This window comes from Arthrobacter sp. ASL1, assembly GCF_056680475.1.
The window spans coordinates 2158426-2181633 of record NZ_CM155284.1 but is presented as its reverse complement, the minus strand read 5'-3'; the positions used below and the strand labels follow the sequence as shown (position 1 = coordinate 2181633).

Annotated in this window: 23 protein-coding genes and 3 riboswitches; of the genes, 13 read left to right on the top strand and 10 right to left on the bottom strand. The window is 68.9% G+C overall.

Features of this window, described 5'->3' with window-relative positions:
• Positions 1–76 precede the first annotated feature (76 nt).
• Positions 77–703, top strand: coding sequence for a thymidine kinase (locus AC1MEQ_RS10275; RefSeq protein ID WP_479790428.1), 627 nt, complete (start codon positions 77–79; stop codon positions 701–703).
• 83 nt (positions 704–786) lie between these two features.
• Entirely contained in the window at positions 787–1233 is a 447-nt protein-coding gene (locus AC1MEQ_RS10270) for an SRPBCC family protein (RefSeq protein WP_479790426.1), read from the top strand.
• Positions 1234–1257: 24 nt separating this feature from the next.
• Here AC1MEQ_RS10270 and AC1MEQ_RS10265 read toward each other — a convergent pair whose 3' ends face one another.
• Positions 1258–2148 carry a hypothetical protein gene (locus AC1MEQ_RS10265; RefSeq protein WP_479790424.1) on the bottom strand — a complete coding sequence of 297 codons (891 nt, stop codon included), beginning with the start codon at positions 2146–2148 and terminating at the stop codon, positions 1258–1260.
• A gap of 203 nt (positions 2149–2351) precedes the next feature.
• Here AC1MEQ_RS10265 and AC1MEQ_RS10260 point away from each other — a divergent pair, with 203 nt between their 5' ends.
• From AC1MEQ_RS10260 to AC1MEQ_RS10250, 3 genes are all read left to right on the top strand, one after another.
• Positions 2352–3860 (top strand): HD domain-containing phosphohydrolase, encoded by a 1509-nt coding sequence (locus tag AC1MEQ_RS10260; protein WP_479790422.1) that lies wholly within the window; start codon positions 2352–2354, stop codon positions 3858–3860.
• A gap of 101 nt (positions 3861–3961) precedes the next feature.
• Complete coding sequence (locus AC1MEQ_RS10255; protein ID WP_479790420.1) at positions 3962–4729, top strand: hypothetical protein; 768 nt, start codon at positions 3962–3964, stop codon at positions 4727–4729.
• Complete coding sequence (locus AC1MEQ_RS10250; protein ID WP_479790418.1) at positions 4710–5072, top strand: DsrE family protein; 363 nt, start codon at positions 4710–4712, stop codon at positions 5070–5072. Before AC1MEQ_RS10255 ends, AC1MEQ_RS10250 begins: the two co-directional genes overlap by 20 nt.
• 31 nt (positions 5073–5103) lie before the next feature.
• Here AC1MEQ_RS10250 and AC1MEQ_RS10245 read toward each other — a convergent pair whose 3' ends face one another.
• A complete protein-coding gene (locus tag AC1MEQ_RS10245; RefSeq protein ID WP_479790417.1) occupies positions 5104–5676 on the bottom strand; it encodes a TetR/AcrR family transcriptional regulator in 573 nt (190 codons plus the stop codon).
• A 275-nt stretch (positions 5677–5951) separates the two neighbouring features.
• Here AC1MEQ_RS10245 and AC1MEQ_RS10240 point away from each other — a divergent pair, with 275 nt between their 5' ends.
• Positions 5952–7247 (top strand): adenylosuccinate synthase, encoded by a 1296-nt coding sequence (locus tag AC1MEQ_RS10240; protein ID WP_479790415.1) that lies wholly within the window; start codon positions 5952–5954, stop codon positions 7245–7247.
• Positions 7248–7307: 60 nt separating this feature from the next.
• Here the strand turns inward: AC1MEQ_RS10240 and AC1MEQ_RS10235 are convergent, their stop codons facing one another.
• Both AC1MEQ_RS10235 and AC1MEQ_RS10230 read right to left on the bottom strand, forming a co-directional pair.
• Entirely contained in the window at positions 7308–8882 is a 1575-nt protein-coding gene (locus AC1MEQ_RS10235; protein ID WP_479790414.1) for an FAD-dependent monooxygenase, read from the bottom strand.
• 9 nt (positions 8883–8891) lie between these two features.
• The gene (locus AC1MEQ_RS10230) at positions 8892–9188 is read right to left on the bottom strand and encodes an MFS transporter (RefSeq protein WP_479790412.1); all 297 of its coding nucleotides are present in this window, start codon (positions 9186–9188) and stop codon (positions 8892–8894) included.
• Positions 9189–9280: 92 nt separating this feature from the next.
• On the opposite strand from AC1MEQ_RS10230, the gene AC1MEQ_RS10225 reads away from it, so the two are divergent.
• On the top strand, positions 9281–10078 hold the full coding sequence (locus AC1MEQ_RS10225; protein WP_479790410.1) for a carbon-nitrogen hydrolase family protein: 798 nt from the start codon (positions 9281–9283) through the stop codon (positions 10076–10078).
• Here the strand turns inward: AC1MEQ_RS10225 and AC1MEQ_RS10220 are convergent.
• A complete protein-coding gene (locus AC1MEQ_RS10220) occupies positions 10068–11417 on the bottom strand; it encodes an MFS transporter (protein ID WP_479790409.1) in 1350 nt (449 codons plus the stop codon). The genes AC1MEQ_RS10225 and AC1MEQ_RS10220 overlap by 11 nt on opposite strands.
• A gap of 78 nt (positions 11418–11495) precedes the next feature.
• Between AC1MEQ_RS10220 and AC1MEQ_RS10215 the strand changes: the two genes are divergently transcribed.
• A complete protein-coding gene (locus tag AC1MEQ_RS10215) occupies positions 11496–12113 on the top strand; it encodes an ArsR/SmtB family transcription factor (RefSeq protein WP_479790408.1) in 618 nt (205 codons plus the stop codon).
• A gap of 146 nt (positions 12114–12259) precedes the next feature.
• Here the strand turns inward: AC1MEQ_RS10215 and AC1MEQ_RS10210 are convergent, their stop codons facing one another.
• Positions 12260–12772, bottom strand: a complete 513-nt coding sequence (locus AC1MEQ_RS10210) for a CoA-binding protein (protein ID WP_479790407.1) — start codon at positions 12770–12772, stop codon at positions 12260–12262.
• Complete coding sequence (locus AC1MEQ_RS10205) at positions 12769–14133, bottom strand: O-acetylhomoserine aminocarboxypropyltransferase/cysteine synthase family protein (RefSeq protein ID WP_479790405.1); 1365 nt, start codon at positions 14131–14133, stop codon at positions 12769–12771. Before AC1MEQ_RS10205 ends, AC1MEQ_RS10210 begins: the two co-directional genes overlap by 4 nt.
• A gap of 95 nt (positions 14134–14228) precedes the next feature.
• Positions 14229–14322, bottom strand: a riboswitch (SAM riboswitch).
• A 110-nt stretch (positions 14323–14432) separates the two neighbouring features.
• Between AC1MEQ_RS10205 and AC1MEQ_RS10200 the strand changes: the two genes are divergently transcribed.
• On the top strand, positions 14433–15080 hold the full coding sequence (locus AC1MEQ_RS10200; protein ID WP_479790404.1) for a histidine phosphatase family protein: 648 nt from the start codon (positions 14433–14435) through the stop codon (positions 15078–15080).
• Here the strand turns inward: AC1MEQ_RS10200 and AC1MEQ_RS10195 are convergent.
• On the bottom strand, positions 15035–16024 hold the full coding sequence (locus AC1MEQ_RS10195) for an ArsR/SmtB family transcription factor (protein WP_479790402.1): 990 nt from the start codon (positions 16022–16024) through the stop codon (positions 15035–15037). The two genes, AC1MEQ_RS10200 and AC1MEQ_RS10195, sit on opposite strands and share 46 nt — an antisense overlap.
• A 92-nt stretch (positions 16025–16116) precedes the next feature.
• Between AC1MEQ_RS10195 and AC1MEQ_RS10190 the strand changes: the two genes are divergently transcribed.
• Positions 16117–16332 carry a hypothetical protein gene (locus tag AC1MEQ_RS10190; RefSeq protein ID WP_479790400.1) on the top strand — a complete coding sequence of 72 codons (216 nt, stop codon included), beginning with the start codon at positions 16117–16119 and terminating at the stop codon, positions 16330–16332.
• Between the two features lie 68 nt (positions 16333–16400).
• On the opposite strand, the gene AC1MEQ_RS10185 is transcribed toward AC1MEQ_RS10190, so the two are convergent.
• Positions 16401–17459, bottom strand: coding sequence for a helix-turn-helix transcriptional regulator (locus tag AC1MEQ_RS10185; protein WP_479790398.1), 1059 nt, complete (start codon positions 17457–17459; stop codon positions 16401–16403).
• An 89-nt stretch (positions 17460–17548) separates the two neighbouring features.
• Between AC1MEQ_RS10185 and AC1MEQ_RS10180 the strand changes: the two genes are divergently transcribed.
• On the top strand, positions 17549–17830 hold the full coding sequence (locus AC1MEQ_RS10180) for a hypothetical protein (protein ID WP_479790396.1): 282 nt from the start codon (positions 17549–17551) through the stop codon (positions 17828–17830).
• Between the two features lie 18 nt (positions 17831–17848).
• Here the strand turns inward: AC1MEQ_RS10180 and acs are convergent, their stop codons facing one another.
• A complete protein-coding gene (gene acs, locus AC1MEQ_RS10175; RefSeq protein WP_479790394.1) occupies positions 17849–19870 on the bottom strand; it encodes an acetate--CoA ligase in 2022 nt (673 codons plus the stop codon).
• 368 nt (positions 19871–20238) lie between these two features.
• A riboswitch (SAM riboswitch) is annotated at positions 20239–20338 on the top strand.
• 8 nt (positions 20339–20346) lie between these two features.
• Here acs and AC1MEQ_RS10170 point away from each other — a divergent pair.
• Positions 20347–21612, top strand: coding sequence for an acyl-CoA dehydrogenase family protein (locus AC1MEQ_RS10170; RefSeq protein ID WP_479790392.1), 1266 nt, complete (start codon positions 20347–20349; stop codon positions 21610–21612).
• Positions 21609–23018 (top strand): LLM class flavin-dependent oxidoreductase, encoded by a 1410-nt coding sequence (locus AC1MEQ_RS10165; RefSeq protein WP_479790390.1) that lies wholly within the window; start codon positions 21609–21611, stop codon positions 23016–23018. The genes AC1MEQ_RS10170 and AC1MEQ_RS10165 overlap by 4 nt, the downstream gene beginning before the upstream one ends.
• Positions 23019–23090: 72 nt before the next feature.
• Positions 23091–23179: riboswitch (SAM riboswitch) on the top strand.
• Positions 23180–23208 lie beyond the last annotated feature (29 nt).

Here is a 23208-nt window from a genome sequence, read left to right as displayed (position 1 = left end):
TCCGGCCGGGCTGACCGCCATCCGGTGGCGGCCGAACGCATAGAATCGATGCGCACCCGCAACGAAAAGGAACGCATTGGCCAAGCTCTACTTCCGCTACGGCGCCATGAACTCCGGCAAGTCCACCGGACTCCTGCAGGCCGCCTTCAATTACGAGGAACGTGGCCAACGCGTGTTGTTGGCCAAGCCCGACGTCGATACCAAGGGCGATGACCAGGTCGTCTCGCGCCTGGGGATGAGCCGTGCGGTCGACTTCATGATTCCGGCGGGGGCCTCGGTGGCGGAGTTGTTCAACGCCCACGCCGCCGGCGACGATCCAGATGCCCTGCTGGAACACGTTGACCAGCAACCCGTCGCCTGCCTGCTGGTCGATGAGGCCCAATTCCTCTCCGTCGACCAGGTCGATGACCTGTTCCGCATAGCAGTGCAGCAAAACGTGCCCGTGCTCGCCTACGGGATCCGCACCGATTTCCGGACCCGCATGTTCCCCGGCGCGCACCGGCTGATGGAACTGGCCCACACCCTCGAGGAGCTCAAGACCATCTGCCGGTGTGGCCGCAAAGCCATTTTCAACACCCGCAGGATCGGCGACGCGGTCGTGTTCGACGGAGACCAGGTGGCCATCGACGGGCAGGACGTCTGGTACGAATCGCTGTGTGGATCCTGTTATCTGGAGGCCTCCGGAGGCCGTCTCGGCGCTTGAATCGCGTCTGCGCATCCAACCTCCGGCGGGTTGTCTTCCGCCGACGTCTTCACTTTGGCCCGGTCCCGGCGGAGGATGAACCCATGGGTACCGAGACGAGGCCCGGAGACGTCACCGCCTATACGGCCAGCGAGCTGATCCACCTGCCGCGATCGCGGGTGTGGGCGCTGCTGACCGACTTCACGGCGGCGCCCCTGTGGCTCACCGGGGTCACCGAGATGCATGCGGACGGGCCGTTGGCCGCCGATGTCGACGTGGACGTACACGTCGGGAACCGGGTGCGCACCCATACGGTTTCCAGCTTCATCCCGGAGCGCGAACTCTGCATCTCAGCGGGCGACGGCGACGTGCACACCACGTACGCGTACCGTCTGGCGGACAGCGGCGACGACACGCGGCTGGAGCTGGCCATCGACGTCGAGGTGTCCGCGGCGCTCGACGCCGAGGCGGAGGGTATCCGTGCGTCGGTGGCCGCGGACGAGGGCGGCCAACTGGCCCGGTTCCGCAGCTACGCCGAACTTGCGCCCTGACTGGCCCCACGGCGCGGCCGCACCCTACTGGCCGAGGACGTCTCGAAAGTTCGTCTCGTACAGGTCATCGAGGGTGGGGGCCCAGTCGACCTCCGTGTCGTGCAGGTGGGTGGCTGCTGAAACTGAGAAATCGGGTTGGCCCAGCTGATGTGGATCCGGGATCCCGTCCTTTTCAGCTGATCCGGCGCTGACCAGGAACGCACTGCCGATCGCGTCGTCCTCGGAGCAGGACCAGGCGCCGCGCACTGTGGCGTTGATGTCTCCTCCGGGTCCCTTGAAGACCACCACGTTCCCCACATCGGTCGAGATGCCGTTTGCGTCCTGCTCCCGCCCGGTCGCGCACATGTCGCTTCCCAACAGCCCGGTCTCGTCCATCGTCCTGCTGCTGTCGTTGGCGATATAGAACCGCTTGACCTGCACGGTGGGGGCGGTGCCGGGGTCGCCCGGCGCGGCGAAGGTGCAGCCGGCCTCGTGCCGCTGGCCACCGAGGACGATCGAATCCACCTGCGGGAGGTAGGTCGCGACGGCGTCGAGCATGGTCTGGTCCAGCAGCGTGTCCAGGCAGGCGGTCGATTTCGGGTCGGTGTCGGCGACGGCCTTGCTGGCCTGTTCCATCCAGGCCTCGTTCGCCGAACCCGGCACGATGGGGTCTTCCCCGGCTGCGGCCTTCTGCGTGGTGGGCACCTCGGTGGACGCGGTTCCGGTGGACTGCACCGGAGCGGACGATGCAGCGGATTCCGGGGATCCGCTGGCCGTTGAAGACGCCGGAGTCGAGTCGTCGGCGGCATCCGTTTCCCCGGATCCGCTTCCCGCGCTGCATGCCGTCAGGGAAAGTGCTCCGAGGGCGGCCAGCGCCAGCAGCCGAGGCAAGACGGCGACGCGGGGCCGGTTGATGCTGTGGAACGAGCGATGCATGTGGGTCCCTTCGGGGCCAAGGCCGCGCGCCGGACGCGCACGGAAATCGGACCGGATGTCCATTACCCCGCGTCTAGCGCGAGGAGGCAAACTATACTGCGCATATGTCGGAGGAATTCCCAGCCGGACTTCCACACCGACCTGCCGCCGATCTCGACCGGCGGCAGCCGGTGTTACCGCGACGGTGCGAGATCCTGCCCGCCGTGTCGCTGGGTATTGATCTCGGGCTGGGGCAGCCGATGGAACACATGCTGCGTTCATGTCTGCTGGCTCAGGAACTGGCCCGCGAACTCGGCGTGGAGCGCTCCGTCCGCGAACGGATCTACTATGCCAGCCTCCTGGCCTGGATCGGATGCCACGCCGATTCCCACGAATTGGCGGCGTTGTTCGGCGACGACATCGGCTTCCGCGCGGCTACTTACCGGATCGACAACCGGGGGCCGCGATTGGCCGCGATGATGGCCGGTCATGCCGGTTCCCGGTTGCCCTTGCTGCCCCAGATGGCGGCCAAGGCGCGCTTCCTGGCCGGTGGCCGGGCTTCGGTGGAACAGTTGATCGCCTCGCATTGCCGGTCGGCAGGGCTCTTGGCCGAAGGTATCGGGCTTCCCGAACAGGTACGGCCTCTTTTGGCGCACACCTTCGAGCGGTGGGACGGCCGGGGGCTTCCCACCGGCGCCGCAGGGCGTTCCATCCCGTTGGAAATGCGGGTGGTCCACGTGGCCGACGTCGTGGAGATCCATGCCCGGTCCGGGGGCATGGAGGCAGGCCAGCACGTGGCGCGGGCCCGCAGCGGCACGCAATTCGACCCCGAAGTCGTCGAGGCGCTCTCCGCGGTGGCGCTGATTCCCGGCCCCTGGTCCGATGACTCAGATCCGTGGCCGGCGGTCCTTCGGGCTGCCCCGGAGGAGAAGCCGCTGGATCAGGCAGCGTACGACGCCGTACTGGCCGCCATCGGCGACTTCGCGGACCTGAAGTCTCCATTCACTGCGGGGCATTCCCGGGCCGTGGCCGCGCTGGCGGAGAGTGCGGCCGGCGAATTCGGCCTCCCGGAGGCCGAGGCCCACCTGCTCCGGCAGGCCGGCTGGGTGCACGACGTCGGGCGACTGGGTGTCTCGAATGCCATCTGGGACAAGGAAGCGGCGCTGACTGCCGTGGAGGTCGAACGCATGCACCAGCATCCCTACCTCAGCGGACGCATCGTCGAACGGATCCCCGGCGGGCACCGACTGGCTGGTCTGGCGGCTGCCCATCATGAACGGCTGGACGGCAGTGGATATCCTCGCGGAACCAGTGCCGCGGGGCTCGATGTGGACCAGCGGATCCTGGCGGCCGCCGATTCCTATTGCACGTCGCGTGAACCGCGTCCACATCGGCCGGCGGCCACCGCCACCACGGCCGCCACGCGGCTGGAGCGCGCCGCCAGAGCGGGCACCCTCGATGGGGACGCGGTGGCTTCGGTGTTGTCCGCCGTCGGGCAGGGTGCCGCGACGGGACCCGAGACGGGTGGGGCTCTGACCGCCCGGGAACTCGAGGTCCTGCGTTTGGTGTGTCGAGGGTTGAACGGCAGAGCGATGGCCACCGAACTGGTGCTCTCGCCCAAGACGGTCCGCAACCACGTGGAGCACATTTACCGCAAGATCGGGGCCAACAACCGGGTCGGGGCGACTCTGTATGCCATGGACCACGGGCTGCTCGGTTGGCCGCCGGACTGAACTGCCCGAAAATGGGGCAAACGCCCCATGCCCGCCGGGCGGACCATCAGTAGTCTCCGGAGCAGGTGAAGCCACCGAACCCACCGACCCGGGAGCAGATCATGACCGCCAGTACACCACGGGACTACAGAATCCCCCGAGCGGATGCCGCGTGGCAGGACGATCCAGCCGAACACTTCGCCGGCTACACGCTGATGGGGGTGCCCTTCGCCTCGGGCCACTATCTGGCCATGCGGCATTGGCCCCTCAGCTCCATCGGACCCGGGTATCGGGCCGTGTGGTTGCGCATGCCCGACGGTGCATGGACCATTTACGCCGATGCGCCGCCCGAGCAGTCATGCGCACGCTATTTCGGTGCGGCTTTGCGCGAGGCGGTCACCGCCGACGTCGGCGTGCGCTGGGATGGCGACCGCAGCATGCACGTCACCGTTCCCGGGGTGTTGGACTGGACGGTCCGGCTGGCCGCGACCCCCGCCACGGCGATTGCGGGATTCGTCTCACGTTGTGTCCCGGCTCCACTGTGGCAGCATGACGGCTTCCTCTCCGGCATGGGAAGCATGGTCGGGCCGATGCTGCGCATCGGCCGTGTCCAGCTCACCGGGCAGGTGCCCAACGGGCAAAGTTTCCGCAATCGTCCGCGGCGGATCTGGGCGGTCGCCGAGAGCAAGGCAAGCATCTTCGGCGAGGATCCCGGCCGGCCCCAACCAATGTCCAGACAGGCCCGCATCGGAGACATGTGGATGCCCCAGCGGGGGATATTGGCCGCCGATGTCGCGATCAGCTTTCCCTCCACGGCCCCTGGTGGTCGACAACAGCCTGCCATCGCCACCAGGACCGAAGGAGATCGCCATGCAACCGGCAGTCATTAGCCTGGCCACGGGGCTGGAGGACCCAGAACGCGTCACCATCGCCTTCCTGACCGCAGTCGGCGCCGCCGAACAGGGGCGCAGCACGCTCATGTTCCTGACCAAAGAAGCCGTCCGGTTGGCTCTGGATGGTTTCGGCAACGTTGTCGCCTGTGAGGGTTGCCCCCCGCTTCCCACGCTGGTCGAACGATTCGGCGGGGCGGGTGGAAGATACCTAGTGTGCCCGCTGTGCCTGGAATCGCGGCACGTGGACCGCCGGACACTGATGCCCAACTCTGCCGTCGGGGGCACGGTGCAGCTCTGGGAATGGATCGGCGACGACGCGGCGGTGACCTTCAGCTATTGATGCTGCCCCCGGATCGGTGCCGCACCCCTTGCTAGCGGGGCAGCGCGCCGTCCAGGATGACCTCCAGGCCCCAGGCAAATGCGTCGGCCCCGAGTGGCGGGCCGCCGGGAAGGGCAGGATCGCCGGCGGCCACCGCAGCGAGCCGAGCCCGCTCCTGCTCGGCGGCCACCGACCCGAGGATGTGGTTCAACACCAGATGCTGCGCCCAGGCCGAGTGGGACGCCCCGACCCCTGCAGCCTCCAGCAGATCGCGCAGGGCGGTCAGCGGGGCAAGTGCCGCCGGCTGCATGGACTGGGCCAGTTGGACGACCTCGGCGCTGTCGGGCACCGGAACCAGGGCCGACCGGATGGCGGTGGCCAGCCGCACGACCGCGGCACGTCCAACGTCCGCCGTCTGGCCGGTGGGCGCATCCGCGGGGATATCGCCCAGCAGCTGGGCGGCGACGTCGACCAGGAGTTCCTGCTTGTTCTTCACGTGCCAGTAGAGGGCGCCGACCTGGACGTCCAGTTCGCGCGCCAGCCGGCGCATCGACAGGTCGGCCAGCCCGAAGTCGCGCAGCACGGACACGGCCGTGCCCACCACCTGATCCCGAGTCAACGCCATGCGCCCCAGTCTAAGGGGAGGTCCGCGCCGTCCCCGGGCGGGGCCCCGCAGTGCCTGGGGACCGGCGGTCGAAAAGCGTCACGGGATCGTCAGGTCAGTGGAAAAAGTCGCATGTTGCCGGGCACTTGGGTAAACTCGATGCGTAAGAGCCCCTTTCACTCTTACGCTTCCGCCCGGTTTCGGGGCGGGGTACGGAGGTCAGGGGCGTTCTTGTGTCCGGCACCGCCGGAACCCGGCGCAAGCCGGCCGCTGACCCAAGCAAGGGGGAGGATCCCATGCCAGCAATCGTGATCGTCGGAGCCCAATGGGGTGACGAGGGAAAGGGCAAGGCCACCGATCTGCTCGGAGGCCGTGTCGACTACGTGGTCAAGCCCAACGGCGGCAACAACGCCGGGCACACCGTCGTCGTCGGCGGCGAGAAGTACGAGCTCAAGCTCCTTCCCGCCGGCATCCTGTCCCCGAATGCCACGCCCGTGATCGGCAACGGCTGCGTGGTGAACCTGGAGGCCCTGTTCGAGGAGATCGATGGCCTGGAAGCCCGCGGCGCCGACACCTCCAAGCTGCGAATCTCCGCCAACGCCCACCTGGTGGCGCCCTACCACCAGACCATGGACAAGGTGACCGAGCGCTTCCTGGGCAAGCGGGCGATCGGAACGACCGGCCGCGGCATCGGCCCGGCCTACATGGACAAGATCGGACGCCTGGGCATCCGCGTGCAGGACGTCTTCGACGAATCCATCCTGCGCCAGAAGGTCGAAGGGGCGCTGCGGCAGAAGAACGAACTGCTCGTCAAGGTCTACAACCGCCGCTCCGTCGAGGTCGATGAGATCGTCGAGTACTTCTTGGGCTTCGTGGACCGGTTGCGGCCGCTGGTCGTCGACTCGGTCTACCTGCTGAACCAGGCGCTGGATGAGGGCAAGGTCGTGCTCATGGAGGGCGGGCAGGCCACGTTCCTGGACGTCGACCACGGCACCTACCCCTTCGTCACCTCCTCCAACCCGACCGCCGGCGGTGCCTCCGTCGGCTCGGGCATCGGCCCGACCCGGATCACCCGCACGGTGGGCATTATCAAGGCCTACACCACCCGCGTCGGCGCTGGCCCGTTCCCCACCGAGCTCTTCGACGACATGGGCGAGTACCTGCAGAAGACCGGCGGCGAATTCGGCGTGAACACGGGCCGGCCGCGTCGTTGCGGCTGGTATGACGCGGTGCTGGCCCGCCACGCCTCCCGCGTGAACGGATTCACCGACTACTTCGTCACCAAGCTCGACGTGCTCACCAACATCGAGCGGATCCCGGTGTGCGTGGCCTACGACGTCGACGGCGTCCGCCACGACGAGATGCCGATGACGCAGACGGATTTCCACCACGCCAAGCCGGTCTTCGAGTACTTCGATGGGTGGACGGAGGACATCTCCACGGCCCGCAGCATGGAGGACCTGCCGGAGAATGCCAGGAACTACATCCTGTCGCTGGAGAAGATGTCCGGTACCCGGATCTCCGCGATCGGCGTCGGACCGGACCGCGACCAGACCATCGTGCGCCACGACCTCATCGAGGGCAACGCCTAAGGGCGGTTCCCCGACGTCCCCGGATGCCGTCCCGACCCCGGTCGAGGCGGCATCCGCTATTTAACGGGTGGCGGAACGGCCCGCATGCTCGAGGACCGCGACGAACCCGTCGGGCCGGACGACGGCGACCGTCCCGTCCGGCAACCCCCGCCGTGGCGAGGCCCCGAAGCTGTGCAGCGGCAGGGCATGGTGCGTTGCGGTCCGGAATCCGGCGTCGGCGGCCCGGGGCCCGTAGGCATGGACCTGCCAGGTGGCGGAGGCCAGCGGGATGTGGTTGTCCTCGCCCGGGTTGGTGGCGCCGATCCAGGGCAGACGTCGGCCGAGCACGGGGTCGCGTCTCCGACGGCGGGCCAGCCCGTGCAGTGAGGCGGCATGGCGTCGTGCGCTTTCGGTCATCCAGTAGTGGATGCGCAACTGCGACAGGTAGCCGAACATCCGCCCGCCCAGTGGTCCCCTCGGCACGACGCGCACCAGCACCGGCCACGCCAGCGGCATGATCCGTTCGCGGATGAACCGGGCCCGGGGCGTGGACGAGGTGACCGCGGCGAAGAGCCGGTCCGTCGTGGAGACCAGATGCACGGCCACGGGGTGGCGTTCGGCGGCGTAGCGCTGCAGGTAGTCCTGCGGCATGCGTCCAGCCAGGACGTCGGCGAGCTTGCAGGCGATGTTGTGGGCGTCCTGCAGTCCGGTGTTCATCCCCTGGGCACCGACCGGCGAGTGCACATGTCCGGCGTCCCCGGCCAGGAAGACCCGGCCGGACTGGAAGGAATCGGCAACGCGGTGGTGCACGCGATAGGTGGCGAACCATCCTGAGTGGCCGTAGGTGACGCCGAAATCGTGCTCCAGGGCGGAGCGTGCCCGGGCCTCGTCGACAGTTACCGGGTCATCCGCCGCATCCTGCTCGCCGGTCGCGTGGCCGGGGGCATCGCGCAGGATGCCCAGCAGGCGCACCCGCTTCGGCTCGCCGGGGGCGGACATGGGGAAGGTGAGCAGGAAGTCGTCGCCGGCGAGCCGGACATTGATGCCCGATCCGGTCCCCGAGACGTCCTGGGCATCCACGACGTAGAAGACCTTGGCGTTGGTCGCGCCGCCAAAACGGATACCCAGCGCCCCGCGCGTGGGGGAGGAGGCCCCATCGGCCGCGATGACGTAGCGGGCGGAGATGGTCTCGGAAGTGCCCTCCGGCGTTGTGACGGTGACGTGTACCCGCTCCTCGTCCTGGCTCAGGGCGGTCATCCGGGTGTTCCACCGGACCGGGCGGCCACGCGCCGCGAGGCGGTCGGCCAGGATCGTTTCGTTGGCGTGCTGTTCCAGGATGTGGATCCCCGGGTAGCGGGTCAACCCCTTGCCGATGGCGCCCAGCGGGACCGCGCTCCACGATTGGCGGTCGACTCCCGGACGCAGCTCGTTGGCCGGCACCGCCTGGGCCAGCACCTGCTCGACGACCCCGAGCTGGGCGTAGATCTCCATGGTCCGCGCCTGGACGCCCAGCGCACGGGACTCCCGGGTGGGGCCCTCCTTGCCGTCGACGACGACGGCATCCACGCCGAGGCGTTCGAGCCAATTCCCGGCCATCAGGCCCGTCGGGCCGGCACCGATGACGCAGACATCCACCTCGCGCTGGTTGCTCTCCATGGGGTCAGGCTACGCGCCGGTTCCGGCCCCGTCACCGGTGTCCCGTACCTGTTTTTCCGCGGCGGATCCGGCGGCCTGGATGGCCCGGGCCGTGGGCAGCACCGCGGCCCCGCCGACGCCTTGCAGGGCGCGCCCGGCAATCAGCGTGCCCGATGAGTCGGCGGCTGCGGCGAACAGGCTGCCGGCGAGGAAGAGGACGACGCCGATGGAGAACAGCTTGCGCCGGCCCAGCCGGTCCCCGAGGCACCCTGCGGTGAGCAGGAGCGCGGCCAGGGCGGCCCACTTGTTGGGGGAGGGCTTCTTCACGGTTAAAACGTTACGGATCGGTAGTCGGGGAGGGCATCCACCATTTGGTCGATCATGGGTACGCTGGTGGGACCGGCAGGAAGGCAAAGACCATGAAGATCAGTGTTGGACAGCTCTCGCCCAGCGGGGCGCTGGAGGAGAACCTGCAGGTGGTCCGCCGGATCGTGGCCCGGGCCAAGGATTCCGGGGCCGAGCTGGTGCTCTTTCCTGAGGAGACCATGTTCACGGTCCGCAAGATCGACGGGCCGCTGGCCCCCGTGGTGGATCGGGACTGGAGCACGTTCGTACAGCAGGTCTCCCTACTGGCCGCCGAATTCGAGATCGCCATCGTCGCCGGTGGCTACGAGCCGAGCGGGGAACCCCAGCCCTACAACACGCTGGTGGTCGTGGACGCGACCGGCAGGATCCTGGGCACCTACCGCAAGATCCACCTCTACGACGCCTTCTCCTACCAGGAGTCCACCCGCATCAAGTCCGGCGACGTCTCTGCCGTACCCGTCTTCGAGATCGGCGGCCTGAACGTCGGGGTCATGACCTGCTACGACATCCGGTTCCCCGAGATGGCCCGCCGGCTCGCCGTGGCCGGAGCCGACGTAGTGCTGGTGGCTGCCGCGTGGTTCAAGGGCGACTTCAAGATCGACCACTGGGAGACGCTGCTCAAGGCGCGGGCCGTGGAGAACACGGTGTGGGTGGCCGCCGCGGGCACGAGCTCGACGAACACGGTGGGGCACTCGGCCATCTTGGACCCGATGGGCATTCCGGTGGACTTCCTCGACGACGAGACCGAGGCGCTGGTCACTGTCGATGTCACCCGTCGCCGGATCGACGAGGTCCGCGAGTTCCTTCCCGTGCTGGCCAACCGCCGGATCGGCACCGACGTCAGCGCCTGAGCGCCGCCTCGCGGGCGTTGGCCGCGGCATGCTCCTCCCACTGGGCCGACGCGGGGATGGCCATCAGCCGGCGGTTGCAGAACGCCAGCACGACGGCGACGGCACAGATCCCCGCACATAGCGCCAGCACTCCGGTCCATCCCCAGGCAGCGTAGCCAAAGCCCGCGACCAGCGGGGCCAGGGGGACCGCGCCCATGGCGAGAAGGTCCAGGGCGCTGTTGGCCCGGCCCAGCAGATGGGTGGGCACCGCGACCGTGAAGTAGCCGAGCAGCGAGGCGTTCAGCGCGGGCGCGGCGAACATGCTGGCCCCCAGGACGATGCAGATGGCCGGAACCGAGTGGACGAAGGGCAGCACCGCCACCGCTCCGGCGCACATGGCCAGTCCCACGGTGCTCAGCCAGCCGGTGGCCACCCGCCGCACCAGCGGCGGTGCCAGCAGGGCGCCGGCCAGCATGCCGACGCCGACGGAAGCGGTGGCGACCCCGATGGTCGCCGGTGACTCGCCGCGCTGCTGCAGGCCGAAGACGACGGCGGTGACCGAGGCATTCATGCCCAGGTTCACGATGGTGGAGATGGCCATGACACCGCGCAGTTCCGGGCGGTGCAACAGCCAGGAGAAGCCCTCCCATGCCTCGCGGAGGTAGCCGGTGTGGCTGGAGGGGGCATCGCCGTCGTGCTCCGGGTTGCCGCGCTGCGGACGCAGGTCGGTGCGGATGCGCAAGACCGAGAGGAGCCCGAAGAGGTTGAGTACGGCGGTCGCGGCGAACGGCACCGCGTGGCCGATGACGAGCAGGACCCCGCCGACCGGGCCGCCGGCCAGGCTGACGACGGCGTCGCGGCCCTGGTTGGCGGCCATGGCCGAACCGAGCGAGCGCGGTTCCACGACGGCCTTCAGCGCGGCGTTCGGTACCCCGTCGAACAGCCCGCTGCGCACGTTCATCAGCAGGTTCAGGACGGTCAGCAGCCAGAAGCCGAGCATCCCGGCGACCTGGAAGACGGCCAGCGCGGCGGCCACCAGGACCCCGGTGGCGGTACCCAGCAGGATGAGCCGGCGGCGGTCGTGCCGGTCGGCCAGGACGCCGCCGGGAAGCGTGGCGGCGACGCGGCCGACCTGGCCGATGGCCGCGATAATGCCGGCCTGGGCCGGGTCGCCGGTGATGTAGAGCGCCAACAGCGGGACCGCGAAGTTGTGCAGCGCGCGGCCGAGGCCGGTGGAGGTGTCGGTGCTCAGCCACCAGCGGTAGTCGCGGTTGCGCCACAGCGCCGGGGGCCGCCCGGTCTCCGCGGGAGCGCCCGGAGGAGAGGACGCGGTGGCGGGGTGGGGTTGGAGGGGGTCCATACGACGATCGTAGATCCGCACGAGTATTTGCGCAAGAGTAGTTGCGCAACTTTTGCGGCGGGTTTGTATACTGGTGTCATGGACACCGACCGCCAGCCACCGCGCGCACCGGACCTCGAACCGAAGGTCATGACCTCGCCGATGCTCAAGGCGATGGCGCATCCGTTGCGCCGCCGGATCGTCGCCGTGCTCGGCGCGCAGGACTATGCCCGCGCCACCGACCTGGCGCGGCAACTCGGTGTGGCGGCCAACACGCTGAGCTTCCATCTGCGCACGCTCGCCGATGCGGGTTTCGTCGAGGAGGCCCCCGAGTTCGCCCGTGACCGACGCGACCGGGTCTGGAAGGGAGCGGTCCAGTCCTACCGGGTCGGTTCGCCCGACGTCCCGATCGGTCCGGAGGACGAGGCCCCGCTGGCCGCCTATTTGGACCAGGTGACGCTGGACCAGCAGGAGATGGTCGCCAAGGTGACGGCTTGGGCGCCGAACTTTGCGACCGGACGTGAGCCCGAACCGAAGGCGGACCTCAGCTTGGGGACGCTGCGGCTGACCCGGGACGAGGCGGATCGGGTCTTCACGGAGGTCGGTGAGGTGCTGGACCGGGCGCGTTCGCTGCACCGACTCCCCGCGGAGTCGGACGAGGCCGACGGCGTCCGGGCCTGGGACTACACCTTCATGGCGGCGCGCGAAGACCTGTGAGGCGCCGGGCGGTCAGTCGATGACCGCCGCCACCGCGTCCATCTCGACGAGCTGCCCGTCGTAGCCCAGCACCGTGACCCCGAGCAGACCGGCGGCCCGCCACCCCGGAAGGGGACGGGCCGCCGTCGTGCAGTGATTCCGGAAACCTAGGCGAGCACCTGCCGTTTGGAGGAGACGACGCCGGTGTTGAAACCGGCCAGGTGCAGGCCGCCGTGGAAGCGCGCATGCTCGATCTTCACGCAGCGGTCCATGATGGCATGCATGCCGTACGACTCGGCCAGCTCGGCGGCCTCCTCGTTCCAGATGCCCAGCTGCAGCCACACGGTCTGGGCTCCGGCCTGGTGGGCCTCCTCGACGATCCCGGGGGTGTCCTCGGCCTTGCGGAAGACCTCGACCAGATCCGGCGCCACCGGCAGGTCCGCCAATGAGGCGTACACCGGGTGGCCCAGGATCTCGACACGCTTCGCCGCGAGGATCGGGTTGATGAAGTACAGGTCGTAGCCCGTGGAGCTGTTCAGGTAGGTCGCCACAAAGTAGGACGCGCGGGCGGTCTTGTCCGAGGCCCCCACGATCGCGATCGACTTCGTGGACCGCAGGATGTTCAGCCGTTCGGGGGCCGAGGGGCCGACCCAGCCGCGCTGCGTGGTTTCCGCGCTCATTTTCCGGCTCCGATCTGCTCGCCGGCACCTGACGGGACCGCGCAGGCGGCTCCATCCTCGGCCGGGGTGGCGGGCGCCTGCTGGGAGGCGGTCAGTGCCTGGTCCAGGTCCCAGATGATGTCCTCGACGTCCTCGAGCCCAATCGAAAGCCGGATCAGGTCCTCCGGCACACCGGCGGCGGCCAGCTGGTCGGCGGACAGCTGCTGGTGGGTCGTCGATCCCGGGTGCAGGACGAGGGTGCGGGCGTCGCCGATGTTGGCCAGGTGGCTGGCCAGCTGCAGTGCCTCGATGAACCGTCCGCCGGCCTTGCGTCCTCCGGCGACCCCGAAGCTGAACACCGAGCCGACGCCGCCGGGCAACAGGTCCTTCGCACGCTCGTGCTGGGGGTGGGAGGGCAGCCCGGCGAAGTTCACGTAGGTCACCCGCGGGTCGGCCTCGAGCCACTCGGCCACCCGGTACGCGTTGGCCAGGTGGGCGTCCATGCGCTGCGGGAGCGTCTCGACGCCCTGCAGCAGCTGGAAGGCCGACTGGGCGGGCAGCGAGGGGCCGATGTCGCGCAGCTGCTCGGAGCGCAGCTTGGTCAGGAACCCATACTCGCCGAAGTTCCCCCACCAGGAGACGTTGCCGTAGGAGGGGACGGGCTCGGTCATGGTCGGGAACTTCCCGTTGCCCCAGTTGAAGCGCCCGGATTCGACGACAACGCCGCCGAGCGTGGTGCCGTGTCCGCCGAGGAACTTCGTGGCCGAATGGATGACGATGTCGGCGCCGTGCTCGATCGGGCGCAAGATGTAGGGCGGGGTGAGCGTGGAGTCCACGATCAGCGGGATGCCAGCCTCGTGCGCGACGGCCGCCAGGCCCTTCAGGTCGGCGATGTCGCCGGAGGGGTTGGCCACGATCTCCGTGTACAGCGCCTTCGTCTCCGGGCGGAGCGCCGCGGCGAAGTCGGCCGCCTCGTTGCTGTCCACGAACGTGGTGTCCACGCCGAAGCGGCGCAGCGTCACGTCCAGCTGGGTGATGGTGCCGCCGTAGAGCTTGGACGAGGCCACGATGTGGTCCCCGGCCTGCGTCAACGCCGCGAACGTGATGAACTCGGCGGCCATGCCGGAGGCGGTGGCCACCGCGCCGATCCCGCCTTCCAGCGAGGCGATGCGCTCCTCGAACGCGGCAACGGTGGGGTTGCCGATCCGGGAGTAGATGTTGCCGTACTTCTGCAGGGCGAACAGGTTCGCGGCGTCGTCGGTGTCCTTGAACACAAACGAGGTGGACTGGTAGATCGGCACGGCGCGGGCGCCGTGCTCGGCATCGGGGGTGCCCCCGGCGTGCAGTGCGCGCGTACGGAATCCGAACTGGTGATCCGACATCTAGGCGTTGGCTCCTTCGAGGTTGGTTTCCGGCTGGTGCCGATCCCGGCCATGGTGCGGTCCGCCGGGGAACCCTGCAACCGATGTGCGGCTGCGCTCCATCGCCTCTGGCGTTAGCACCGCTCCGGTGGCTTCCGGTGGTTGCTGCGGCGTCGACAAGCCAGATCTCTCGGCCGCTCGGGATGGTCCCCTCCATGGTCGCAAACCTGCGCCGGTCATCAAAGAATGTTGCGCAGCGTGGCAGTCTGCCGAGGCTGGATCGAAGAAAAGGCGGTCGCCGCGCCCCGTAGGCTGGAAGAATGGGAACACGCATTGCACTGGTCCGCCACGGCGAAACCGACTGGAACGCCGAGCAACGGCTCCAGGGACAGACCGACATCCCCTTGAACAACACCGGCCGCGCCCAGGCCGAGGGTGCGGCTCGGGACCTGGAACGCCTGGGGCACGACGGCGGCGCCTGGGACCTGCTGGTCTCCTCGCCGTTGGGGCAGGCCGTGGAAACTGCGGCCATCGTGGGCCGCGCGCTGGGGCTCGACGCGATCACCCCGGTATCCGACCTGCAGGAACGTCATTACGGTGACGGCGAGGGCCGGGTCGTCGCGGGGATGGGCCGGGCGGAGTTGGATGAGCTGCTGTCCACCGCCGAGCCGGAAGCCGGCGTGGTGTCCCGGGCCCTGATGGCGCTGCGCGGGATCGTCGCCGTGCATTCGGCGTCCAACATCGTGGTCGTCGCCCACGGCACCCTGATCCGCCTGGTGGCCGGCTCTCTGCTCGGCGTGCACCATCCCCGCGTGCTCAATGGGGAGGTCGTGGAGATCGACGCCGACCTGCTGGGGATTCCGGGTCCGGGCGACGTCCCGGGTGCCCCGGACGTCCAGGATCTGACCGGGACGCCGTCGGGTCAGCGGGCCGCCAGCAGGCTTTCGCCGATGTCCGCACGCCGGTAGAACACCTCGCGCCCGGTCCGCAGCGAGGCGGCCAGTCCGCCCTCGGACATCACCTTCAGATGGGTGCTGACCGTGGCCGGGGCGAGATCCAGCGCACAGGCGAGCTGCGTCGTCGTCATGGGGACATCGAGCTGGGCCAGGATCTGTGCCCGGGTGCGCCCCAGCAGCTTGGCGAGCGGGTCGTCGGGGCAGGACGTGGCGGTTTCCCAGAGCCGGCCGACGCCGCGCGGGGCATACGTCAACGTGGGGACGAACGGGGCGACGTTCAGCACCAGCGTCTCCGGCCAGATGAACGCATTCGGGACCAGGATCAGCCCGGAACCGGGTTCAGGAGGTTCGTCCGCATCGCAATCCCGGATGATGTCCAGGCCGGTCGCCGTCGGGACCACGCTGGGGTGAAGTGACTTCAAGACCTCGTGGATGCCGTGCTGGGAGATCTGGGCCAACCGCCAGTCGATATCCTCGAGCTGCAGGGAGCGCAGTCGCGGCCACCAGGGCCGGATGGCCAGGTCCCAGTACCAGGACAGGGCCGAGATGATCATCGGGATGCCCGCCTCGAGATCGTCCAAGAGCAGGTCCGCGGTCTGCACGACGCGCCGCACCGGGTCGAAACGCCGCAGGTACTCCAGGTTGTCTTGCCACATCCCCGGATCCACGGCGGCGACGTCGGCCAGCGAGTCCTCGAAGGAGCCGTGCCGGCTGGGCGTGGGGGTCAGGGCATCGGCCATGTACCCGTGGGGGCGCACCACGGTGGCGAGGATGTCGAGGTGCCGGGTTTTGTGCGGTTCCTCCGAGGCGGCCAGCGCATTCCGTGTTGCCTCGATCCATGGCCGGTGGATCGCCGGCTGGCGCTGCAGCGCCCGGATGCTGGCCACCGTTTCCCACAGTGGGGAGGACTCGAACCGGATCCGGGTCAGGTCCTCGGAGGTGAGCGTGATGTGCATGGAATCAGCGTAGGGCCGGGTGGACCAAGTGGCGACGATTCGGCCTGGGCCGAATCGTGGCGCGGTATCAGTCAGACGCCGACGCTGGTGCCATGACGACAAACCACGCTTTCACACCAGCAGCCTCCACCACCGTCCGGGTCACCCGCCGACTGCTGCGGCAGCAACCTATCGTGCGGATCCTCCGCGACATCGGCAGGTTCTACCGCGTCAACTGGCAGCGGGCCGCCGCCCAGGAGTACGAGTACACCCGGCTCCGCGAGGAGGCCATCCGCAAGTACTCGGCTGCAACCGGCGGACGCATGTGACCGGCGGTCTCCCCGTCGGCCCGTTCCGTCGCCGCGACGGTCCATGCGCCGGTGGACCCGACACGTTTCTAGGGACCGGCCTGCACCCCCAGGGCATGGGCCAGCAGGGTCCGCCGGCCACGCATGCCGGTCTTCGCGAAAATCGACGTGAGATGGTCTTGGACCGTATAGGTGGACAGGAACAGCAGCCGGGCGAGTTCGTGTGTGTCGGCGCCCAGCGCCACATGCCCGAGTAGTTCGGTTTCGCGCCTGCTCAGGCCGTTGGCACGGGAGAAGAGGTCGAGTCGGTCCGTCGACGTCGACGGTTCCGCGATCACCGCGATCTGGCCATCGTGTTCTTCCGGCGTATCGACGACTGAGCGGACCCGCGATACGCGCAGGGTCGCCCAGAATCCACCGGAGAGGTGGACCCGGGCCGTCGGGGCGTTGGAGTCGACTCCCTGCTCCCGGGCGAGGAGTTGGGCCCCCACGTTGTACGCGCTGGCGGGGACCGCAGAGGAGCCGTCCAGACGAGGCAGCAGCATCCCGAGCCAGGCCTCCGAATCAACGGTCTGCCCGACCACCCGAAGGTCCGGCTCCAGCAACAACATCACCGGCCCGGTGACGGGACGCCGTGCGTCGGGGAGGTCGCGAAAGGTCAAGGCCTGCAGGCGGCGGAGTGCACGGGTCAGGATCGGAACCAGTGGCCGAACGAGGGCCAGGTCGCTGGCCTCAACCCGTCGGAGGGACCACAAGTCCAGGAACGCCCAGCAGCCGTACCCGTCCCGGAAGACGATGGACAAGACGTCCGCCACGCCGGCGTCGCGCTGCACCTCCCGCCACAAGGCGCTCTCCCCGGCCCGATCGCCCAAGGCGGCTGCCGTATCCAGTCCGGTCCACCGGTTGACTGTACTGGCGTACTTGAGCCGGATTGTCCGGGGGACCAGGGACAGGTCGTGGATCTGCGCGAGGGGGTCGACCCCGACCGAGGTCGCCGGGTCGGTGAGTATCCAGACGTACCATTCGAAGCCCAATGCCCGGCGCAGCACGTCGACCACGGCCGCACGAAACTCCCGCGAGTCCGTGGCCTGCTCCGCCAGGTCCGCCACGACGGCCAGCACCTGCGGTGCCGAGCCCCTGGTCACCATGCGCCGAGGATATACCCGGGTGCCCGTGAGGTGGAAGTACCCACATAGTTGGGATGGTGCGCACCGATGATCGCGCACACGCTTGACGCATGAACACCCTGAGAATCCAGCACCCGATCACCGACTATGCCACGTGGAAGGAGGCCTTCGACCGGTTCGCCGGTCTCCGGGAGCAGGCCGGGGTACGTGCACAACGCATCTCCCGGCCCGTTGACGATCCGTTCTTCGTTTCCATCGACCTCGACTTCGACTCCGTCGATTCCGCCATCGAATTCGAGCGGATCCTGCGCACCCGCGTCTGGTCCACACCGGCGAACAGTCCGGCGCTCGTGGGCGAACCGGTCACCCGGATCTTGGCGGCCGAGGGGTGAGTCGTGGCGCGGCCACTACTACTGCGCCGAGGACGGTGAGCAGATCCGCTGCAGTTCCGGGATGCAGGGTTCGTTCTGCAGGCTGGTCGTGTCGCCGAGCGCCGTTCCCTCGAACAGCTGGGTCAGCAGCCGGCGCATGATCTTCCCCGACCGCGTCTTGGGCACATCCGGGACGAACACGATGTCGCGCGGCTTGGCGATCGGGCCGATCTGCGATGCCACATGGGCCCGCAGGTCCGCCGCCGCGGCCAGCTGCTCCGGGCTCGACCCGACGCCGGTCCCGGCCCCGATCAACGAGCGGTCATGGGGCACGACGAACGCCGTCGCCGCCTGCCCGGTCTTCGCATCGGTGGTCGGGCAGACCCCGGCCTCGACGACCGCTGGGTGGGAGACCAGGGCGGATTCGATCTCGATCGTGGAGAGCAGGTGTCCCGAGACGTTCAGCGCGTCGTCGGTGCGGCCCAGGATCCAGATGTCGCCGTCGTCGTCGTACTTGGCGCCATCACCGGCCAGAAACCAGCCCTGGGCCGCGTACTTCTCCCAGTAGCTGGTGAAGTAGCGCTCCGGGTTGCCCCACACGGTGCGCGCCATTGCCGGACCGGTGGAGGTGAGTACGATGTTGCCCTGGACCTGCGCCGGGACCCGGGCACCGGCGTCGTCCACGATGTCGGTGGAGACCCCGGGCAGCGCGCGGGTGCCGCAGCCGGGCTTGAAGACGGTGTCGGACTGGCGGGGGGAGAGGATCGTGGCCCCGGTCTCGGACTGCCACCACGTGTCGACCATCGGGATGCCGGCGTCCGGGTCGCCGGGGACCAGGGAATCGCGGCCGACCTGGGTGCGCAGCCAACGCCAGGCCTCGGGGTTCACCGCCTCGCCGACGGTGCCGGCCAGGCGGATGGACGAGAGGTCATGCTCGGTCGGGATGCCGTCGGGGAACCAGCCCATCAGCGAGCGCACCAGGGTGGGGGCGGTGTAGTAGCTGGTCACGGAGTAGCGTTCGATGATCTCGAAATGCCGGCCCGGATGCGGGGCGTTGGGCACGCCCTCGTAGATGACCTGCGTGACGCCGTTGGACAGCGGGCCGTAGATCTCGTAGGTGTGGGCGGTGACCCAGGCCAGGTCGGCGGTGCACCAGTGGACGTCGGCGTCGCGGCGGGCCGGGTCCGGGTTGGAGAAGAGGAACTCGTGGCTCCAGGAGGCCTGGGTGAGGTAGCCGCCGGTCGTGTGCACCAGGCCCTTGGGCTTTCCGGTGGTCCCCGAGGTGTACATGATGAACAGCGGCGTCTCGGCGTCGAACGCCTCGGCGGCGTGGGTGCGTGGCTGGGTTTCGACGACCTCGTGCCACCAGAGGTCCCGGCCCGGCGTCCAGGCGATGTCGGAGCCGGTGCGGCGGATGACGAGCACGTGCTCGATCGCGTTGTCACCGGCCACGGCGGTGTCGGCGTTGTCCTTCACCGGGACCGCGGTGCCGCGGCGGAACTGGCCGTCGGTGGTGACCAGCAGCTTGGCGCCGGTGTCCTCGACCCGGAACCGCAGCGCCTCGGCGGAGAAGCCGCCGAAGACCAGCGAGTGCACGGCGCCGATACGGGCGCAGGCCAGCGTGATGACGATGGTCTCCACGAGCACCGGCAGGTAGATGACGACGCGGTCGCCTGCTTCGATGCCCAGGGCGGTCAGGGCGTTGGCGGCCTGGGAGACGAGTTCGGTCAGCTCCGTGTAGGTGACCGTGCGGCGGTCCCCGGGCTCGCCCTCGAAATGCAGGGCGACCTTGTCGCCGCGGCCGGCGGCGACGTGCCGGTCGGCGCAGTTCACGGCGGCGTTCAGCTTCCCGCCCTCGAACCAGCGCAGTTCGGGGCCGCGGCGGGCCTGCGGGTCTACGGGGGTGGCGCGGTGGGTGGTGTGCCAGGGTTCGGCCCACTCGAGCCGGGCGGCGGCGGCGGCCCAGAAGTCGAGGCGCTCGGACTCGGTGGCGAAGACCGTGTCGGGTCCGACGTCGGCCAGGTCGGGGGTGGCGGTTGTCTGAGCGGGGGCAGTGCGCATGAAATCAGCTCCATCGGTCATGGCGGAAGCACCTGTGCCGGAAGCCGCCGCACCCGGGGGTGCTGCGCCTTCCCGCATGGTTGCTGCGGCGTCACGGAGCCACGTCTCTCGGCCGCTCGGGATGGGTTCCCCTCCACTGAAGCCCACCGGCCGCCGGAGGGGCAACTTCCGTGACGCGTTGCGAAATATTTCATCCGGCACGCGCCGGGGGTGTTGTCGTTGAACATTTATCGCGAAAAACCCCGAAATCACCGCCATCGTTCGATGCGCGCGGGTGGCTGGGCGGCTGCGTCCGGGGGCATGCGCCGGGACGCCACGGGGGAGGTGCGGTTGGCATCGGGGGCCTTCGTGTGGCCCAATGGAACCAGTAACCATCCAGAGCGGCCGAGAGATCTGGCTCGATGACGCCGCAGCAACCCCTTCCCGATTCACCCGGGAGGAAGGTGCTCACGCCGGAACCGATGGAGTGATCTTCAATGTCTGCCGTGCCGATCGAGGACGTGGCCCCCCGCCATTTGCTCAAACTGACCCCCGGGGTACCCGCCGATGCCCGCTACGACGAACTCGCCGCGATCTTCCGCCCCGTGTTCGCCCGCATCGCCGAGGGTGCCGCAGACCGCGACGCCGGCAGGATCCTGCCGATCGAACAAGTGGGCTGGCTGAACCAGGCACGCTTCGGTGCCCTGCGGGTGCCGCGCGAGGCCGGCGGGTTCGGAGCCTCGTTGCTGGACTCCTTCCGGCTGCTGATCGAGCTGGCGGAAGCCGATTCGCAGATCGCCCAGCTGCTGCGCTCGCATATCGGGTTCGTCGAATCCGTGCTCCTGCTCGAGGACGCCTCCGTGAAGGCCCGCTGGTTCGCCCGTTTCGTGGCCGGACAGATCGTCGGCAACGCCTACACCGAGCGCGGCGGCAACGACCTCGGCCAACTGAACACCGTCGTCGAGCCGACCGGGACCGGGTGGCTGCTGACGGGGGAGAAGTACTACTGCACCGGGACGATCTTCGCCGATTGGGTCGCGGTCACAGCCACCGCACCGGGGGTGCCCGGCCGGCACGTCGCCGTGGTCTCCACCAGGCATTCGGCAGTGCAGATCTTCGATGATTGGGACGGGTTCGGCCAGCAGCTCACCGGCACCGGATCCACCCGGTTCACCCGCGTCCCCGTCGACACCCTGCTCGATCCGGCAGTGCTGGAAATCCACCCCGAATCGGCAGTCTTCCAGCTGGTCCTGCTGGCCGTCCAGGCCGGGATCGCCCGCGCCGTGCTCGCCGACGCCCGCACCCACACCCAGCTGCGCACCCGGGCGTTCAGCACCGGCACCGGCCTGGCCTCCCGGCACGAGCCGCAGGTGCTGCAGGTCATCGGGGAGATCTCCGCGACCACTTTCGCGGTGGACTCCATCGTGCTGGCCGCCACTGCAGAGCTCGAGACGGCCATCGGCCAGCCCGGGCTCAGCGCCGCCGAGCAGTACGCGGTCTGCGAGCTGGCGGCCAACCGGGCACAGTCAGCCGTCCAGCCGCTCGTCCTGGGCGCCGCCACCGCGCTCTTCGACGGGCTCGGCGCCTCCTCGACCTCCACCCGCTGCAACCTCGACCGCCACTGGCGCAACGCGCGCACGGTTGCCACGCACAACCCCGCCATGTACAAGTCCCGCATCGTCGGCGACTACGAGGTCAACGCCACGGCGCCGCGCAAGCTCAGCGCCGTCGGTGACCTCAAGACCCCCGAAGGAGAACAATGAGCACCACACCGGAACGCCGCTACGTCCGTCTCAACGCGTTCGACATGAACTGCGTGGTCCACCAGTCGCCCGGCCTGTGGCGCCACCCGCAGGACCAGGCCTGGCGCTACAAGCAGCTCGGCTATTGGACCGAACTGGCCAAGACGCTCGAGAAGGGGCTGTTCGACGGACTCTTCATCGCCGACGTGCTGGGCACCTACGACGTCTACGGCTCCACCAACTCCGTGCCGCTCTCCGCCGGAGCCCAGGTCCCGGTCAACGACCCCTTCCTGCTGGTCTCGGCGATGGCTTCGGTCACCGAGAACCTCGGTTTCGGCGTCACCGCAGGCACCGCGTACGAGCACCCGTACCCGTTCGCCCGCCGCCTGGCCACGCTGGACCACCTGACGAACGGCCGCATCGGCTGGAACGTCGTCACCGGCTACCTGCCCTCGGCGGCCCGCAACATGGGCCAGGAGGACCAGCTCGAGCATGACGAGCGCTACAACCACGCCGACGAATACCTCGAGGTCGTCTACAAGCTGCTCGAGGGCTCCTGGGAGGATGACGCCGTGGTCCGCGACCGTGAATCCGGCGTCTACACCGACCCGTCCAAGGTCCACGAGATCGGCCACGAGGGCAAGTACTTCAAGGTCCCGGGCATCGCGATCACCGAACCGTCGGTGCAGCGCACCCCGGTCATCTACCAGGCCGGTGCCTCCAAGCGCGGCCTCACATTCGCCGGGGAGAACGCCGAATCGGTCTTCGTCAACTGCCCCACCAAGGAACTGCTGGTCGAATCGGTGCAGAAGATCCGCGACAACGTCGAGGCAGCCGGCCGCGACCGCCATGACGTGAAGATCTACACCATGCAGACCATCATCACCGGTGCCACCACCGAGGAGGCGCAGGCCAAGTACGAGGACTACGCCTCCTACACCGACCTGGACGGGGCCCTGGCCCTGCTCTCCGGTTGGACCGGCATCGACATGTCGCAGTACGACCTCGACGACGTGATCGGCGAAGACGTGCAGTCCAACGCCATCCAGTCGTCGGTCGAGACGTTCAAGAAGGCCTCCGGCGACGACGGCAAGCCGTGGACCATCCGCCAGCTCGCCGAATGGATCGGCGTCGGCGGATTCGGCCCCGTGACCGTGGGCAGCGGCGCGGAGGTCGCGGCCAAGCTCGTCGAATGGGTCGAGGACACCGACGTCGACGGGTTCAACCTGGCCTACGCCATCACCCCCGGCACGTTCGAGGACGTCGTGGAATACGTGGTCCCCGAACTGCAGAAACTCGGCGCCTACCCCACCGAATACGCCCCCGGCACGCTGCGCCAGAAGCTCTTCGGCGATGGTGACCGGGTCAAGGACACCCACCGCGCCGCCCAGTACAAGCTGGCGACCGCGGACCTGGCCACCAGCTAGGAACACCCACCCCGTCCCCCCGCATCCGGGAGGACACCACCGCTCGACCCGGGATCGCCGTACGGCCTTCCCCTACCATCCAGAGCGGCTGAGAGACCTGGCTCGTTGACGCCGCAGCAACCACCCCTCGGGGCTGGTGCTCCCGCCAGGACCGATGGAGAGGCCTTCCCCCTGTCCCGCCCGCCTGCGC

Coding starts and splice junctions, on each gene's coding strand:
- AC1MEQ_RS10270 (WP_479790426.1), top strand. CDS start 787: ATGGGTACCGAGACGAGGCCCGGAGACGTCACCGCCTATACGGCCAGC.
- AC1MEQ_RS10265 (WP_479790424.1), bottom strand. CDS start 2,148: ATGCATCGCTCGTTCCACAGCATCAACCGGCCCCGCGTCGCCGTCTTG.
- AC1MEQ_RS10255 (WP_479790420.1), top strand. CDS start 3,962: ATGACCGCCAGTACACCACGGGACTACAGAATCCCCCGAGCGGATGCC.
- AC1MEQ_RS10250 (WP_479790418.1), top strand. CDS start 4,710: ATGCAACCGGCAGTCATTAGCCTGGCCACGGGGCTGGAGGACCCAGAA.
- AC1MEQ_RS10245 (WP_479790417.1), bottom strand. CDS start 5,676: ATGGCGTTGACTCGGGATCAGGTGGTGGGCACGGCCGTGTCCGTGCTG.
- AC1MEQ_RS10240 (WP_479790415.1), top strand. CDS start 5,952: ATGCCAGCAATCGTGATCGTCGGAGCCCAATGGGGTGACGAGGGAAAG.
- AC1MEQ_RS10235 (WP_479790414.1), bottom strand. CDS start 8,882: ATGGAGAGCAACCAGCGCGAGGTGGATGTCTGCGTCATCGGTGCCGGC.
- AC1MEQ_RS10225 (WP_479790410.1), top strand. CDS start 9,281: ATGAAGATCAGTGTTGGACAGCTCTCGCCCAGCGGGGCGCTGGAGGAG.
- AC1MEQ_RS10220 (WP_479790409.1), bottom strand. CDS start 11,417: ATGGACCCCCTCCAACCCCACCCCGCCACCGCGTCCTCTCCTCCGGGC.
- AC1MEQ_RS10215 (WP_479790408.1), top strand. CDS start 11,496: ATGGACACCGACCGCCAGCCACCGCGCGCACCGGACCTCGAACCGAAG.
- AC1MEQ_RS10210 (WP_479790407.1), bottom strand. CDS start 12,772: ATGAGCGCGGAAACCACGCAGCGCGGCTGGGTCGGCCCCTCGGCCCCC.
- AC1MEQ_RS10205 (WP_479790405.1), bottom strand. CDS start 14,133: ATGTCGGATCACCAGTTCGGATTCCGTACGCGCGCACTGCACGCCGGG.
- AC1MEQ_RS10200 (WP_479790404.1), top strand. CDS start 14,433: ATGGGAACACGCATTGCACTGGTCCGCCACGGCGAAACCGACTGGAAC.
- AC1MEQ_RS10195 (WP_479790402.1), bottom strand. CDS start 16,024: ATGCACATCACGCTCACCTCCGAGGACCTGACCCGGATCCGGTTCGAG.
- AC1MEQ_RS10190 (WP_479790400.1), top strand. CDS start 16,117: ATGACGACAAACCACGCTTTCACACCAGCAGCCTCCACCACCGTCCGG.
- AC1MEQ_RS10185 (WP_479790398.1), bottom strand. CDS start 17,459: ATGGTGACCAGGGGCTCGGCACCGCAGGTGCTGGCCGTCGTGGCGGAC.
- AC1MEQ_RS10180 (WP_479790396.1), top strand. CDS start 17,549: ATGAACACCCTGAGAATCCAGCACCCGATCACCGACTATGCCACGTGG.
- acs (WP_479790394.1), bottom strand. CDS start 19,870: ATGCGCACTGCCCCCGCTCAGACAACCGCCACCCCCGACCTGGCCGAC.
- AC1MEQ_RS10170 (WP_479790392.1), top strand. CDS start 20,347: ATGTCTGCCGTGCCGATCGAGGACGTGGCCCCCCGCCATTTGCTCAAA.
- AC1MEQ_RS10165 (WP_479790390.1), top strand. CDS start 21,609: ATGAGCACCACACCGGAACGCCGCTACGTCCGTCTCAACGCGTTCGAC.